The 14,844-nt window shown below is 42.4% G+C and carries 13 protein-coding genes; 7 read left to right on the top strand and 6 right to left on the bottom strand.

Annotated elements, in window-relative coordinates; genetic code table 11:
• Positions 1 to 189 (top strand): zinc ribbon domain-containing protein (locus L5M29_RS20570; protein ID WP_263169791.1); only part of this gene is annotated, 189 nt, incomplete at its 5' end.
• Positions 190 to 423: 234 nt separating this feature from the next.
• Here L5M29_RS20570 and L5M29_RS20565 read toward each other — a convergent pair.
• From L5M29_RS20565 to L5M29_RS20555, 3 genes are all read right to left on the bottom strand, one after another.
• A complete protein-coding gene (locus L5M29_RS20565) occupies positions 424 to 711 on the bottom strand; it encodes a hypothetical protein (protein ID WP_263169789.1) in 288 nt (95 codons plus the stop codon).
• Positions 712 to 1,211: 500 nt separating this feature from the next.
• Positions 1,212 to 1,718 (bottom strand): single-stranded DNA-binding protein, encoded by a 507-nt coding sequence (gene ssb, locus L5M29_RS20560; protein ID WP_263169786.1) that lies wholly within the window; start codon positions 1,716 to 1,718, stop codon positions 1,212 to 1,214.
• Between the two features lie 72 nt (positions 1,719 to 1,790).
• On the bottom strand, positions 1,791 to 2,366 hold the full coding sequence (locus tag L5M29_RS20555; protein WP_259216127.1) for a hypothetical protein: 576 nt from the start codon (positions 2,364 to 2,366) through the stop codon (positions 1,791 to 1,793).
• 673 nt (positions 2,367 to 3,039) lie between these two features.
• On the opposite strand from L5M29_RS20555, the gene L5M29_RS20550 reads away from it, so the two are divergent.
• The 3 genes from L5M29_RS20550 to L5M29_RS20540 all read left to right on the top strand — a co-directional run bounded on the left by L5M29_RS20550 (position 3,040) and on the right by L5M29_RS20540 (position 7,393).
• On the top strand, positions 3,040 to 4,206 hold the full coding sequence (locus L5M29_RS20550) for a replication initiation protein (RefSeq protein WP_263169783.1): 1,167 nt from the start codon (positions 3,040 to 3,042) through the stop codon (positions 4,204 to 4,206).
• 894 nt (positions 4,207 to 5,100) lie between these two features.
• Positions 5,101 to 6,318 (top strand): AAA family ATPase, encoded by a 1,218-nt coding sequence (locus L5M29_RS20545; RefSeq protein WP_259216125.1) that lies wholly within the window; start codon positions 5,101 to 5,103, stop codon positions 6,316 to 6,318.
• Positions 6,308 to 7,393, top strand: a complete 1,086-nt coding sequence (locus tag L5M29_RS20540) for a hypothetical protein (protein ID WP_263169779.1) — start codon at positions 6,308 to 6,310, stop codon at positions 7,391 to 7,393. The genes L5M29_RS20545 and L5M29_RS20540 overlap by 11 nt, the downstream gene beginning before the upstream one ends.
• 415 nt (positions 7,394 to 7,808) lie before the next feature.
• On the opposite strand, the gene L5M29_RS20535 is transcribed toward L5M29_RS20540, so the two are convergent.
• Complete coding sequence (locus tag L5M29_RS20535) at positions 7,809 to 8,156, bottom strand: hypothetical protein (protein WP_263169778.1); 348 nt, start codon at positions 8,154 to 8,156, stop codon at positions 7,809 to 7,811.
• A 14-nt stretch (positions 8,157 to 8,170) separates the two neighbouring features.
• Complete coding sequence (locus L5M29_RS20530) at positions 8,171 to 9,433, bottom strand: PD-(D/E)XK nuclease-like domain-containing protein (RefSeq protein ID WP_263169775.1); 1,263 nt, start codon at positions 9,431 to 9,433, stop codon at positions 8,171 to 8,173.
• A 279-nt stretch (positions 9,434 to 9,712) separates the two neighbouring features.
• Here L5M29_RS20530 and L5M29_RS20525 point away from each other — a divergent pair, with 279 nt between their 5' ends.
• From L5M29_RS20525 to L5M29_RS20515, 3 genes are read left to right on the top strand one after another with little or no spacing between them, the layout of a single operon-like run.
• Entirely contained in the window at positions 9,713 to 10,540 is an 828-nt protein-coding gene (locus L5M29_RS20525) for a hypothetical protein (protein ID WP_218737355.1), read from the top strand.
• Positions 10,540 to 11,277, top strand: coding sequence for a TraV family lipoprotein (locus L5M29_RS20520; protein ID WP_263169772.1), 738 nt, complete (start codon positions 10,540 to 10,542; stop codon positions 11,275 to 11,277). Before L5M29_RS20525 ends, L5M29_RS20520 begins: the two co-directional genes overlap by 1 nt.
• Before the next feature lie 12 nt (positions 11,278 to 11,289).
• On the top strand, positions 11,290 to 13,974 hold the full coding sequence (locus tag L5M29_RS20515) for a TraC family protein (protein ID WP_259216117.1): 2,685 nt from the start codon (positions 11,290 to 11,292) through the stop codon (positions 13,972 to 13,974).
• Positions 13,975 to 14,004: 30 nt separating this feature from the next.
• On the opposite strand, the gene L5M29_RS20510 is transcribed toward L5M29_RS20515, so the two are convergent.
• Positions 14,005 to 14,727, bottom strand: a complete 723-nt coding sequence (locus L5M29_RS20510) for an HDOD domain-containing protein (protein WP_263169769.1) — start codon at positions 14,725 to 14,727, stop codon at positions 14,005 to 14,007.
• Positions 14,728 to 14,844 lie beyond the last annotated feature (117 nt).

The following is a 14,844-nucleotide window of genomic DNA, read 5'->3' as shown; positions in this document are numbered from 1 at the left end:
CTTGTCCAGATTGACAAGTGGTATCCGTCTAGTAAGCGTTGTAATTGCTGTGGTCACGTAGTTGATTCTCTACCGTTACATATAAGGCATTGGACTTGTCCAGCGTGTGAAGCGCGCTTAGACCGTGATACCAATGCCGCTATTAATATCAAAGCCGCTGGGCAAGCGGTGTTAGCTTGTGGAGCGTAAGTAAGTCCCGATTGTTCTAATGAACTTCGGGCATAACGCCTTGAAACAAGAATCCCCTTCCTTTAGGGAGGGGAGCAGTCAATTTAGGCTTCCTTTTATCCACAGATTTTGTGAATTACGCTTGGATATGCTTAATACAACACTTGTTTTTCTCAGTTTCATCAGCAATTTAACACAAAAACCCCCGATAGAACCAAATCTATCATGGGGCTAAATTAAATCTAAGGCAGCTTCTTAGGTGCCTTGATGAAACAGAATATAGGCAGCGCCATTATCAATGGCCTCTCGGACTGCACCTTGGATTTCCTTCGGCGCGTCTTCGATTGATACATCACTATCTTCATCGGTAATACAGCTTGTGTTCACAACGAACTCCCAAATGCCGCAGTTATCCGCGTCATGGTTCTTCAGATGCCCATAGGTCGCGATTTCTTCAATCCATGCCCAGACAGGCGTTTGCTCTGGCGTATCGTATTCAACGTATTCAGCCACATTGATGTCAGCAATATTCAGTATTTCCACTACCCTTTCCTCTCAAAATTATCGAGCCATTTGACTCATGCTCATTAACTCATATTGGGAAATTCACGCAAAAATTCGGGGTTCCCAGGCACGAATCAACTTACTCTGTTAACCTATTACTTAAATATTTCCGGTCACCATATATGGTTGTAAATTACGCACAAAAAACCGCTCATTGGGAGCGGAAACTCACTTGCGTGGATTGCGCCTGCAAGAGAGACTGTGATGGCCAGTGATAACATCTTGTATTTCACAGAAACATCCTTATATAGCACTATTGAAAAATTTAAGATTAATGTTTGCGGATAACATCGATTTCTTTCGAGCAAGCATAAATTCGCTTTGCCTTTCTCCCGAATCCATTAAACCCATATTTGAAAATATTTTGGCTCCGACTTATTGGGATCGGCCAGTTAAAGGCATGGCGCCGCAGGCTTTATGAGCCCCAGTGGACAGAACAAAAGCCGCTAAAAAGCGGCCATTTGAATAATCCCTACGAGTTATCGACGATAGTTATAATTCTGTTTCTGTGTATTTTGTGGGTAACCGCCCTGTGGTTGAGGCTGGTAACCGCCCTGTTGCTGTTGCTGTGGAGCATTTTGCTGGTAACCTTGCTGCTGCGGGGCATTTTGCTGGTAACCAGAGCTTTGGCCAGCACTGTCCTTTTGTGAGCTACCTAAAAGCTGTACCTGACCATCAAAGTCCACGACTACCTCTGTTGTGTAACGGTCTTGGCCGTTAGCATCTTTATATTTACGAGTCTTTTGCTTGCCTTCAATATAGACCTGACGGCCTTTACCACCGTATTGATTAATAATATCTGCCAGCTTGCCCCAGACAACAATCTTGTGCCAATCGGTCACCTCTTGCTGAATACCCGCTTGGTCTTTCCAAGTGTCACTCGTGGCCACACTGAAATTTGCTACGCTTGAACCGCTAGTAAGTGTTTTAAAATCAATATCCTGACCGATATTACCAACGATGATAACTTTATTAACTGAACCCATTTAGCTCTCTCCAAAGAAGTAATTAACGAGTATATTAAAACACAGACTCATAATCGCACAAATTTTGTATATTTAAATATTGCTTGCCACCAGTTCCACACAAAACGGTGATACCGCCCTACCTACTCGCTTAGAAATCGCTTTCATTAGCAGAGTAATCTGCACGTATGCGGCAATTAGCTTGCTACGGCTCGGATCTTCTAGTCGTATCCAAAGAGAATGAAATGGATCGTTTACGTTGTTGCTTAGACAACCGTTGGCCAGCTGTAACAGATAACCCTGCACGTCCAGCCCAGTACCGGACTTCAATGACGAATACGATTTCACAGTTAATGGCTGACGATCACCAGCATGGATACACAAGCGGAAATCCTGCTTGTCGTGAGTAAGCACTGCATCGGCACCATAGAAACTAAATGCTTTACCAATTGGGTCGAGATTGCCGCTCGAAATCTCTGAATAGACAGCGTGAACAAACAACGCCTTTTGAGCGGGAGTAATATCCGGCGTTGGCTGCTCGCAAACTCTGGCACCGTGGTTAATTAACGTGTCAAACAATGAAAGCAGACTGTGTAAGGCGTTAACTTCGTTATCGGGCCACAACGAAGACAGTAAATCGGTTAACTGACTAGAGCTGGATAGTTTCATGAATGCCTCGCAATCAGGGAAAGATGGCCCGATATTCGCACCTGAATCAATTCACGCAAATTTGCTATCCCCTCCCCTGCCACGATTCACCGCAGAATTTCAATATAAATACCGTGTGACCACCAGAGTTTACTCGTCTACTCATAGATTTTTCTCGTCTGCTCTGGAGTGGCTTTCACAGTTTGATGCTAAAAATCAATACTGATACACAAATATATAGATCAAAATCTATCTGCTCCAGAAAATTACATTTAAAATCATCAACTAACGCAAATTACAAATCATTTTTCCTCCTTGAAAAAATCTGAATCAAAAACTTAACAAAATTGCGCAAAAAAAATACAGATTTTTACTTGAAAGATCCTGTTGTTCAGCATGGAAAATAAATATATATAGAACAGCAGCTTACACTTGAATGACGAATTTTAATCACATTTTAAGACGAGTAAACTATATGGATTACACGAATAAAATATTGGTGTATTACGAGTAAAATATTGTGCAAACACGAAAATAATATTGAGAAACACGAAAATAATATTGAGAAACACGAATAAAATATAGGAGTCAACTTGTAAAAATTGGTAGGACACGAAAAAAATATGGAGTAAACACGAAAAAAATATGGAATAGCTATTTGGTGACCGTTATATTGATGCTACGGGAGGATGCCATGACAGATAAAACAAACAACACGCAGATTCAAAATGGTTCAGATGGGGTAACAACAACATCGAAAAAGGTCAAAACTGACAAATTTGATGTTCATCCTGAAGCGCAGCTGCCTCAGACTTATAGAAAGAACCACAATTTAATCTACAGTCGCATTTCAATGACGACTCATGAGCAAAATCTACTAGCTCTATTTCTGATCCAGATGCAAAAGACAGAATGGAAAGAAGATACCCAGCTCGAAATTTCTATCCCAGCTTCAAGATTGGCTGATTGGCTGGAAGTCGAATCCAAAAGCCTAGCTGCAACAATTAAACCTGTGGCACTTCGGCTTCAGAAACGAACTGTTCTAGCAGAGCACCCAACAACTCATGAATTTGAATCATCCGTGCTTTTTCCTACAGTGAAATACGCTCGAGGAAAGTTAACAATGGTTCCAAACTATGATTTGAGAGATTTCTTCCACGATGCTTCTAAGGGTTATGCTTCGGTCAACGTAGCAAGATTCCTACGACTGCGAGGTAAATACTCTAAACCGATGTATGACCTATTATCTCGGTTCAAAACACCTGACAAGCAGTTGTATAAAACAGACGTTATAACGCTCAAAGGTGTTTTCGGGTTAGTTGACGACAAAGATAACTATCTTCCAGGCAAGAAAACGATGAAGGACACATCGGTGTTCGTTAATCAGGCACTTGTAAAGTCGATTGAAGAAATAGAAGAAGCCTGTGGTGACGAATTGATGTTTTTCAACACAGATGCGTCGGGCAAAAAACGTCATGGCATTATCGAAAATAAAACTGGCAACAAAATCACGAGCATCGAGTTCGAGTACCTTTGGATAGATCAATTCATTAAATTGCATCCAATGGATCTCGAGGCGGCAGCGGAAGTCGCAATGAATGCAGAAAATCGCCTCCGTTTGAAGAAAGAAAAGATTACACAGGAAGAGACCGAGCAGCTGGCCGTCGCATACTACGTACTTTCAACACACTATGAAAAATACAGACCCCGCTGTAGAGAGTTATTTTACGATATCTACAAACACTACCGAAAAATTTCAATTGAAAAAGCGGAAAACTATACAGAATCGGAACGGCCCAAACTAAAGAGTTCAGCCCTCGATAAATTAGACTTCTTGTTAAACGTCGAAACCAACAAATAACTCCTCCCCTATCACTCCCTAGATCTATTCCAGTAGTTTACTCAATTGCGAGTAAACTACTGGGTTGCACACGAATAAAATACACAGAAAGTCACGAGTAAACTGCTGGTATATACACTAGCAAACTACATGAGTATTTAGTCAAAAATCTTAAAACCTATGTATCAAGGACTTACATTGAAAATATTACGAGTAAACTACATGTCTCGACACGTATAAACTCTATGAGTCACACGAATAAACTAATTGTTTAAGTACAAAGTTTATTCAATTTAGGGAGTCAACCCTATTTTTAGTACAATAAATAAGCTAATTTTTAGGTTGTGGATAAGTACACTAATAAACTCTATGGGTAACACGAGTAAAATCAGGGTATTACACGAGTAGACTCAAGTTTGATCACGAATTAGATCTGGGTGTAAAGCGAGTTAGATCTGGGTAATCGACGAGTTAGATCTAGGAGTAAAGCGAAAAAACTATTTAAAAAACTATCTTAAGTTGCTGAAAAATTAAGGTAATATTTTCCTTATAGATCTTTATATCTTTCATAGTTCTTAATAAAAAGATCATATTTTTTTATAATCCCAAGCAAATAGATCGTTTATTTGATCTTCTTAAGATCAAAAGCATCAACCCCCTCATTAAGACCTGAACCAATGCACTAATGGGCATTACGATCATTTTAGACAATATCACTAAAAAACCCCCTACTAATCATAATGAAAATCTCTCTGGGATTATTCAGTGGATTTATCTCATGCAGTCAAAAACTAGCTACAAGGTGCGGAAAATAACTCACTCAATATGAGGTGTGTATTTTTACGCACTTACTATTGAAATCCACACCTTTTAGCAGTAGTCTTATACGCAATTGATAAATGGAGTTAAATTTCGATGAATGATCACTTCAGAGACAAAATGCAAATCACTGCTGACAGAGCACGTAAAATGCTCAATACAATGTCAGACTCTATTTCTAAGCACAAAATCGAATTTGGTTTAGACACCTTTCACCAGCGTTACTCAAAAGGCGCATTAGCCAACTTGAGAGGCCTTACACGTAAAATCGTGGAAAAGTCGATTAATGAGATGGAAGCTGCCGGTTACAAATTCGATAAAAAACTAAACGGTAGTGTTGAGGTTTATGATCTCACTGTTGAACAGGTAATCGATATTTACAAGCATCGTGGACACAAAGCGTTAAGAGAAAAATTTGAACGCGGCTATGTAGTATTCCTTTGTAACCTCAAAGGCGGTGTAAGTAAGACAGTTTCTACAGTGAACATTGCCCAAGCGTTACGTTGCCACTCTGAAATGATCCAGCATGACTTAAAAGTGTTAGTGCTGGACATTGATCCTCAAAGCTCAGCCAGTATGTTCATGAGCCATAAAAACTCTATTGGCACTATTGATAACACAGTTGTACAAGCGGTGTTTCAAGACCTGACCCGTGAAGAGCTATTAGATGAGTTTGTCATACCTACTCAAGTTCCAGGTGTAGACATCATACCTTCAAGCATCGCAGATGCGTTTATTGCTTCACAATGGGAAGCTCTATGCGTTCAGCGTTTTGGTTCGGATATTAATCCGTTTGAGGCTTTATCTCGCAACGTGTGTGAAAAGCTGATCAACGATTACGATTTTATCTTTATCGACTGCGGCCCACACTTAGACTCACTTTTAAAAAGCGCATTGTGTGCAGCTGACGTCTTAGTTACTCCGTTACCACCATCAACTGTCGATTTGCATTCAACATTGCAATATGTGACTCGTATTCCTGAAATGCTAGATCATTTAGAAGCAGAAGGCGCAGCAACAAATCTAAAAGGCCATTTGGCATTTATGTCTAAGTATTCGCAGAGCGAACAGGATATTAACAGCTCAATGATTGCTAACGCTGTTTTTGCTGAAGACATGATGATGGCTAGCATTCCTGAATTATCTGCTTTCAAGCGTTGTGCAGAAACATTTGATACCGTTGTGTCAGTACATCCTGGTAGCTACACAGGGGACTCAAAAGCCCTTAAAAAAGCTAGAGAGTCACTAGACCAATTTACCTTGGCGCTATTCCAACACATTTCAAGAATTAGAGGATCAGAATATGGTTTCTAATCCTAAAGAAGCACGTAAACGCGTACCCTTCGGAAGATCCTTAATTGACTCTGCTGGTTTAAATAGCCAATTACATCCAGAATCTGCTGAGTCTGCACTCGTTGCTAATACTGATGTACGGAACGAATCAGCCGCTGCAATTAAAATTAAATTGTCCAGTGGTCGTACTCTTACATTCACTCGTAAGCACTTAACGGCAGAAGAACTCAAAACAAAGTCTTTTGTACACCCATTTAACCCGCGTCCCGATGCCGATGTAACTCCAAATTCATTGCTGCGCATCCGTGAAACAATAGCAAAAGTGCAATTTTCAGATGCATTGGCAACACGAGATTCAACTGGCTATCACTTGTTTGATGGTCAGCGCCGCCGCATGGCAGCAATCTTAGAGGGTTCCGGTCTAAATGTGCTGTTTACTGATTTTGAGCTCACGGAAGAAGAAGTTCACGAAATCGTTAAATACGTCCAAACCTCAGAAAAGTACAGTTACCGAGATGCTGGTTTTCAGATGAAAAAAGCACTCGCTAAAAACGAGATTGAGATTGCTAACAATGACGAAAAAGAAAAGCCTCAAAAACTCTCCCTTAGAGATCTAGCTGTTCAATTCGACGTTTCTTATTCGTATGTAACGAGAGCGCTAAAGGCCACAGAAATTCCAGATGAAATTATTGAGTTGTTCCCCTGCCCTTCTGCTTTAAGTTCGACACAGATTATGGCTCTTTATGACATTACTCAAAAGCATCAACTTTCCGTTTTATTGAACGAGCATTTACTATCGGCAATAGAAAACATTCGCATAGATGCAAATGAAAGCGGAACATCGGTAGCGGGATTATTCGATGTTGATGGCCAGAAAAACAGTCAGATACTGAAGGTGTTTGAAGATTTCGATAAGCAATTAAAACCCAAGAAGTTGGCAAATGATAAAATTGCAGAGGGTAATGACCGCAATCGTTGGGCTAGATTATCTACTCAAAACCGAAAGACAAAGGTGGAAGTGACAAGGTTGTCGGAGCAAGAGCTTGAGAAGCTAAAACAATTCTTAATTGATTTAGTAGAAGCTAAAAACCAGTAGTAAAAAGAAACTGACAGGCCGACCGCCAAGCCTGACCTGTCATGCACCAACAAACATACTTATTCGGAGTATTTATGTCAGTAGAAGTGATGTTAACACTAGCCACGGCCTTAAACAACGCGATTACCAATAAACAACCATTCAGACTTCCTGCAATGAAGTTCTATGAACTGGCGGAACTTAATCGTTGTTGCGCGAAATTGAGACAGAGGGCCCATTAAGAAAATGAAGCCAGCAGTGATGCTGGTTTTTTTTGAGTGATTCGGTGGAATCAAGCGTTAAAATCTTGGATATATATTTTAAATACAACAACTTAAGAGGTTTTTAGTTTGGTGCGTTTTTTAGATAGAACCTAAATATCTGCACCAAGCAGCCTAGCGTTTAAGGTGTTGATAGTAATATGTATTTTAATTTTTTATACCAGTGATTCCACCGAATCAAGCCCGAGTTTTCTGCCCAGCCCTGGTATAGTGTTAAGCTCTAACTGATTTCGTTCCGCCCAGTCCCGCAATATTTCAATCAATGCTGGATTGTTTAGCTTAAACGCTGCTGCATAAGCCTCCCCTTTTAGCACAAACCCGTTTGCTCCGGCATCTAGTATCGCTTTAGCAATCTCAGGCTGATTTGAAGTAATTGCCGCACGCAGCAAAACACCATCCCTAAAGTTCAATAGATTACCCGTGAGCCCTGCTGAGATGTACTTGGCCACCAAGTGAGGTTTTTTGTCGTAAATGGCCTTAAGTGCTTTGAGTTGCAGATTCATGTTCCTTCTCCTCCCTATCTAGTTGCAGCCAGAGAAGATTTACGTCTTGCCAATTTGATAACAGACTTGCCTTGTTCGGTGTAGCCTCGGTACTCGTTTTTCTTAATGCTATTTTTCATATTCTCAAGAATTATTGGCAAATCTTGCTCAGCGATAGTCCAATCATCATCGTGAAGCTCAAACACTTCACAAATTGCACAATCTCCCGTTTCAACGGTAATGAGTGGGAATAGACGCTCTGCATACTCGGTTTCTTTCAAATGTGGCTTAATCACTTTTAAGTAAAACACAGCTTGCAAATCGTAGCGTAAGTCTGCGAACTGGTAGGCAGCTAACGCTGGGTTAGCACTGCGCGTGGTTTTCAAATCGCAAGGAACAATAAAATTTTTAACGGCTGTTAACCAATCCACTTTGCACTTAAGCATCAATCCGGTCTCAGGATCTCTTGTAAAGAATGCGACCTCCGCCATACCGTTTTTACGATTTAAAAATTTGTTCGCGTGAGCGTTGCGTTCAATGGCTTGATTGAGTCCGATAACGCTATCAAACATCTCCCTTGACACTGGTAGCTTAAGCGCCTTAAGAGCGATGTGTTGATTATCCTGAAGTAATTTAATGATTGCAGCACAGGTCACCGCAGACTGCAGTTCGGTATCGCATAACGCAAAACACTCGTCACCAATGTTCGCTTTGATCCACTCCAATTGACGCGACTCAAACGGTCTTTGCGGAGCGTTGGCTTGCTCAAGACGTTTGATTAATTCGGCAATGGTGCCGCTGGTTGTTAGTTTGTTGGCTGCGCAGGCCTCTTTAAGTTCGGTTAATGACTTTGGATCATCTGGGAATTGCTCTGAGTCGAGCAGGGCAAATCTGCGAGCATTAAATACATCGGCTCCCTCTAGTGTTAATTCATGGCTTAGAACACCGGACTCGCGGGATTTGGCGCTGAACTGTTTACCTTTACCGTTGATATACGCTTGTTCGTATTTCATTGGGCTATCTGCATAGCACTTAACCTGACTTGAGCTAATGGCATCTAATGAGTGATACACATCGTTTGGAATGTCAGAGTAAACACCTTCGATAAGTTCACCGGTGTCAGATAAGAATTGCGCTTTGCCGTCCACATAACCAGGCTTGACTAAATGCGTCAGGCTTGCGGGGATGATGCTTGAGGTTTGCTGGCTGGTGATGGTAACCGTGCTCACGCTAGCAGGGTCAAAAAATGCGTTCATAGCAGAATTTAACGCATCTAAATCAAAATCAAATGAACTCATGATACTCACTCCAAAAATCTAACTCTTCAATTGCAACCATCATTACACGGCTTCCAATTGAGGCAAATTTCTAGAAATGGAGCAAAAAAAATGCCCGCATGAGCGGGCTATTGGAGTGAGCTTTTAGCTTATAGCTATAAGTTCTCGTTGTTTTAATAATGACTGCATCATACCTATCAAATTTTATTGCGCAAGAAATTCTCGAAAAATGACTTGAAAATTGACTTGTGGAGGTAAAACTGCTGAAATGTGCAACACATTTTTTAAATTGTAAGCGCTATGAATATCAGTAAAAAGGTAACCAAAATTGCGTTAGCTGTATTGCTTGGTTTGTGTCATCCGCTGGCTGTGGCCAACAGTGGCTTAGATGCTTTGTTAGAGGCTAACAAATCAGCTAAGCAGGCACAAACACAGCCAGAGAAAATGCCGGAAGGTGAGGGTAAGGAGCTTATAAAGAATGCTTTCTCGATGTTAAACGACATCGTATGGTCTCAAGCGCTTCCAGTGAAAGGTATGGTGATGATGGTCTCTCGAGATGGTACTCAAGTGCTCGCCTCCACGGATGGCAGGATACTCGTTAAAGGCGGCGAGGTATTCGATGGCTGGAACCGTTCACCTATAGCAACTGAAGCCAACGCAAAGGCGGCATGGCTTGCCAAGATTGATAAGGTCTTAGGGGTTTCTGTGAAGGATATGGCTGCATATTACATTGGTGATTTAGAAAAAACAGAGCCCGATCTAGTTGTATTTGTAGATCCTTTATCGAAGTTAAACGCTGACCTATTTAACAAGCTCCTTTCGATTAAAGGTAAGCAAATCGCGTTACTGCTTACCCCAATAGTGAATGGTAAAGAGGCTGCGATCAGAGCTAGGGAGCTGTGGTGCGCCAAAGACCAAAGTGAATCCCTACGATTGCTAGTTAACAGTGATTTCACCACAGCCCCAGAAACCCTCGAAAACTGCGACATTAAAAAGCTATCCACCACGATTGGGGTTACTCAATTTCTACAGATCCGTCGTTTACCCTATTTCGTTAACGGACACGGACTGCACAACGTCGGATTACCCGATTCATTAACTGATTTCATTTCCCAAACGGAGAAATAATGATTACTCGAGCATTAAAATTAGGCATGGTCGCAGTTAGTTTGGCAACTCTTTTTGGATGTCAGTCGATGTTCGAAACGGGTGAAGAACCTACGGTTTGTGTGAACACTCAAAACAGCGGATTACCCTGTACCACCACTAGAGAAATTCTGAAACTGGCTGATACACCAGGCGGCATTGAGGCAGAAAAAGCGCGGCGAGCAGCTGCAAGCGATGAAGATTGCCCTGACTGTAACGTACCTAAGAAGTCAGTGGCTATCTCCGGCGCAATGGCCAATCAATCCGGCTATGGCTTGGACGCTAACGGCCAACCAATTACCCTGAATGACGTCAGTAATGCTTACATGTTTAGGGCTGATAACAACCGTGCATTACCCGCACCAGAGCCTATCGCTGTTCGACAGGCGCCCAAAATGCTTCGTGTTGCATTTGCTCCATGGCAAGACGACAAAGGCCGTTTACAGAACGTCGGTTATGTCTATACCGAAATTGAAACCCGTAAATACACCTATGGCCGTGAAGCATTCAACATGCCTGCTCAAATCACTCCGCTTTATATTCGTCAGCAATCCATTGAAGAAGAGCGAAGGGGTAACCCAAGCGAAATTAACGGAGTTGGCATTAAGACAGGTAAACCTGGGCGTAATAATTTCAATGCTGATCTAGAAGCGGCAAAGGCCACTTTGGACCAAGCGCCAAAAGCAGTTCAAGAAGCGTTACGCGCTAACGGCAATTAACACGGGTGCGAAATGACAACTGTAAATAACTGGAAAAATAGTCAAGGCATTGAGAAATATTCCTCAATCATCCCAATCTTAGATGAATTTGTGAGTGAGGAAGGGGAGCATCTTGGTTACATCTTAGAAGGGGGTTACCTTGGCGTAACGTGGCTATGTCCACCGTCAGGTGGTTATGGTGCAAATACGATTTCCACGCTGGATTCGATTTTCAAAAAAGTCTATCCAGAAGGGACTGTGCTGCAATTCTCGCTAGTGGCTTCAGACGACTTAGTAACAGTGTTAGACAATTACCGACATTGCCGTGGCAAGCGTAATCGGTTCGATACGGTCATTGATAATGACAATATGACCGAATACATGGTTGATTATTATAAAGCGCTTGCTGATACCTCAATCCCTTCGCGAGATATGGAAGGTGTACCGCTTCGCAACTTCGAGGTATGGGCCTCAATCAAGGTGCCTATCAAGAAAGCCATGCCGACTACAGAGGAAGTCGAAGATTTTGTAGATATGGCTAACAACCATGAAGCGTCATTACAACAAATCTTTGGTGTAGCGACCAAAATGCAACCTGAGATCCTAATTAACCGATTGCAGATGATCCACAACCCATCCCCGAATGCAGTTTGGCGCCGTGGAATTAAAGTAGATGGTAGACAAGGCTGTTACCGTTCTACTCAGCCCATCCGTGCGCAGTTGCTTGAACCTGGCACTGAGGTCAAAGTCGATGGTTCTGATTATATGGCGATTAAAGCGGAAGATGGTTCTACACGATTTATTCAAAGTGTGAGCATTAAAGAGTTCCCAGATTCCATTTACCAAGGCACGTTACATTTAATGACTGGCGATTGGTTGAAAGGGGATGATGGCGCTATTCCCGGCAATTTCATGATCAACCTTGTTGTTGAAATGAGCCCTAAGAAAGTCGCTAAGGATTACTCCAAGCGCCGCCTAATGGCCAAACAGATAGGTGAAGGTCCGTGGGCTCGTTGGATTTCGTCTTTGAAATACGGCCTGCAAGATTTTGAATACTACGAGCATTATCTAGAGCGAGAAAAGGCTCAGCATTGCCGCTTTCATTTAAACTTTCAAATGTGGGGACCGACTTTAAAGTCAGTTAAGAACTGCACTAAAAAACTAATCACGCGCATGGAAGGCTTTAGTTGGTCAGCTGGCGTGGATAGCTTGATTGGCCGTTTCACTTGGCTAAATGGTCTGCCAATGTGTACCTCAAGTGAAGTCAGTAGTTTCATTGAACGCTTTGACTTTCTCCCTAGTAACTTGGTCAAGTTCTTCGTTCCTATGGTGGCATCGTGGCCAGGAAACGCAGTGCGACACCCTGTGCTGACATACATTGCCCGTGATGGTCAGTTAATCACCTTTGACCCATTAAAGTCAGACTCCAATTACAACATCTTTATAACCGCAACCTCTGGCGCTGGGAAGTCGGTCTCTGCTAACTATTTGATTGAAGGTCTACTTTCAACCGGAGAAAACCGTTATCCAGATGCACTTGGTAATATCCACGGTGATCCTGATGGTGGCCGCGTATTCATCATCGACTCAGGTCGCTCATACGTTAAAACAACAGAGTTGTACGCAGGACAGTTCGTAGAGGTTATTCCGGACAACCGCTTTGCGTTTAACCTATGTCCTTTTAAGAGTATCGACGAATCTCAAAAAGATACTGATGAAGGCGTTGTAGATAGTGACGCTAACAACTATTTAGGCGCTCAAGGTGAAATGCTGTTGAACATCCTGAAGTTGATGGCTTTCCCACTTGGAGACTGTAACAGCTATCAATACTCTGCAATGTCAGTATTGCTCATGCAACTGTGGAACGAGAAGGGTAGGGAAACCAGTATTGACGATTTCGCTGATGCTTGTGCTAAACATCCCCGAGAAGAAGTTCAACAAATCAGCGACCAATTGACTCCTTGGTGTTACTTACGCGGTGGCCAAAACAGTTGGATGTTCAACCCTAGCAAGCCGCCCATTCAGTTTGAGAAGGATTTAGTGGTGTTAGAGCTAGACGGACTTAACGGTTCAGACCAGCTCAAAGCGGTGTGTATCATGCTGTGTATTCAACGTATTCAGCAGGAAATGTTTAGGCATGATCAACTGCATATTGTGAAAGCCTTTATTCTCGATGAAGCGTGGGAGTTCTTAAAGGAAAACAAGGGTGTAGATGAGCAGACCCGTCAGGTTCTTCAAACTCTGGCAAAATTCCTCGAATCTGGTTGGCGTCGTTTCCGTAAGTACAACAGCCTGGGTGTGTGTATTTCGCAATCGATGAAGGATGCCAACGAGTCGCCTGCGGGTATCGCGATGGCCAGTAACTCGGCTCACTTATTCTACCTCATGCAAAACGGTGAGGAACTGGCCCGACTCAATAAAGAGGGTAAGTTCATTGAGCAGGATTACCTTTTACTGAGGAATATCAAGACGGTTAGGCCGTTTTTCAGTGAAGTTCTGTTATGCAGTGGCGGCACAAAATCTGTAGGCAGGCTATATCTGCCAAGGGCTAAAGCACTGACTTACTCTACCGCTCCAGACGAGAAAAAACAGATTGAAATCATGATGAAAGACAAGGGGGTCGATATGTTTACCGCTTGCCAGATGATTGCTGAAAGGGAAGGAAAAGATCTAGTCGGGACATGGCGACGTCGATTCGACGCCAAAAATGAATCTTAGGCCTGCTGCTCGCAGGCCTCGCGTTCTTACTTAAAAGAATGGATTAGCGTTGATACTGGAAACAACTTCTTCAAGCTGTCTCTCAGGGAGGCTCGAATCTACCCCAGGGAAGGGGGATAACAGATGTTTATGGGCAACAGCGGAAATCGCTAATGTGATACTCGAATGTTCATTGGCAAGATACAGCTCTATTGCTTGCAGTGTTTCTTCAGGGAATGACCAGTGTCGAATGAACACAGGAAGTAGTTCTTGGTTGAGTGCTGTGCATTCACCAATTGTGACATTAATACCCATGTGATCAGCGTAACCAGCTACCAGCATAGCTCCACCGAATAACGCAATGCCTGTGATATACGAACTGGGTTTGCGCTGAATGTAGTCGAGTGCGATGGCGGTGTCGATTGAATAGTTTATGAGTTGAGTACTGACGTCATAAGCGGAGCTAGGCAACAGTTGTCTTAGCATGTAGGTAATGATCAGATTGACACTTCTGAGCGTTCCTAGTTTGGTGATTGAACGTTTTAAATCATCAAAGTTTTTAATGACGGGTAATGCAGCTGAATTGGCTACACGAAGGAACAACGCAGCGAGAGCAGCATCATTACCAACAAGTCGGTAAAGTTCATTAATGGGATCGTCGTGCTTCAAAATTTCCCTGATCTCCGGTACGGGGACATTTTTGATAAGTAAATCAAACTGAGCGCTTTGGGTTGCGTCAGTTATTGATTTAGCCGATATGGTGTAGTTAGCCATAAATCATCCATTAATTAACCGCTTAGACGCTTAGACGCTTAGACTGAAGAGTATCATGAAACACCTGATTGAGTGTAATCGTACATCAGTATCTATGCCGTACAAAAAAATTAATTA

It is taken from the genome of Shewanella sp. SM95 (assembly GCF_025653595.1).
Classification (GTDB): Bacteria; Pseudomonadota; Gammaproteobacteria; order Enterobacterales; family Shewanellaceae; genus Shewanella; species Shewanella oncorhynchi.
Note: the sequence above shows the minus strand (reverse complement) of the source record. Positions and strands in the feature narration are given on the sequence as shown.

What these genes read in the sequence shown, in the direction of transcription:
- ssb (WP_263169786.1), bottom strand. Translation starts at nt 1,718, where the DNA reads ATGGGTTCAGTTAATAAAGTTATCATCGTTGGTAATATCGGTCAGGAT.
- L5M29_RS20555 (WP_259216127.1), bottom strand. Translation starts at nt 2,366, where the DNA reads ATGAAACTATCCAGCTCTAGTCAGTTAACCGATTTACTGTCTTCGTTG.
- L5M29_RS20550 (WP_263169783.1), top strand. Translation starts at nt 3,040, where the DNA reads ATGACAGATAAAACAAACAACACGCAGATTCAAAATGGTTCAGATGGG.
- L5M29_RS20545 (WP_259216125.1), top strand. Translation starts at nt 5,101, where the DNA reads ATGAATGATCACTTCAGAGACAAAATGCAAATCACTGCTGACAGAGCA.
- L5M29_RS20540 (WP_263169779.1), top strand. Translation starts at nt 6,308, where the DNA reads ATGGTTTCTAATCCTAAAGAAGCACGTAAACGCGTACCCTTCGGAAGA.
- L5M29_RS20535 (WP_263169778.1), bottom strand. Translation starts at nt 8,156, where the DNA reads ATGAATCTGCAACTCAAAGCACTTAAGGCCATTTACGACAAAAAACCT.
- L5M29_RS20530 (WP_263169775.1), bottom strand. Translation starts at nt 9,433, where the DNA reads ATGAGTTCATTTGATTTTGATTTAGATGCGTTAAATTCTGCTATGAAC.
- L5M29_RS20525 (WP_218737355.1), top strand. Translation starts at nt 9,713, where the DNA reads ATGAATATCAGTAAAAAGGTAACCAAAATTGCGTTAGCTGTATTGCTT.
- L5M29_RS20520 (WP_263169772.1), top strand. Translation starts at nt 10,540, where the DNA reads ATGATTACTCGAGCATTAAAATTAGGCATGGTCGCAGTTAGTTTGGCA.
- L5M29_RS20515 (WP_259216117.1), top strand. Translation starts at nt 11,290, where the DNA reads ATGACAACTGTAAATAACTGGAAAAATAGTCAAGGCATTGAGAAATAT.
- L5M29_RS20510 (WP_263169769.1), bottom strand. Translation starts at nt 14,727, where the DNA reads ATGGCTAACTACACCATATCGGCTAAATCAATAACTGACGCAACCCAA.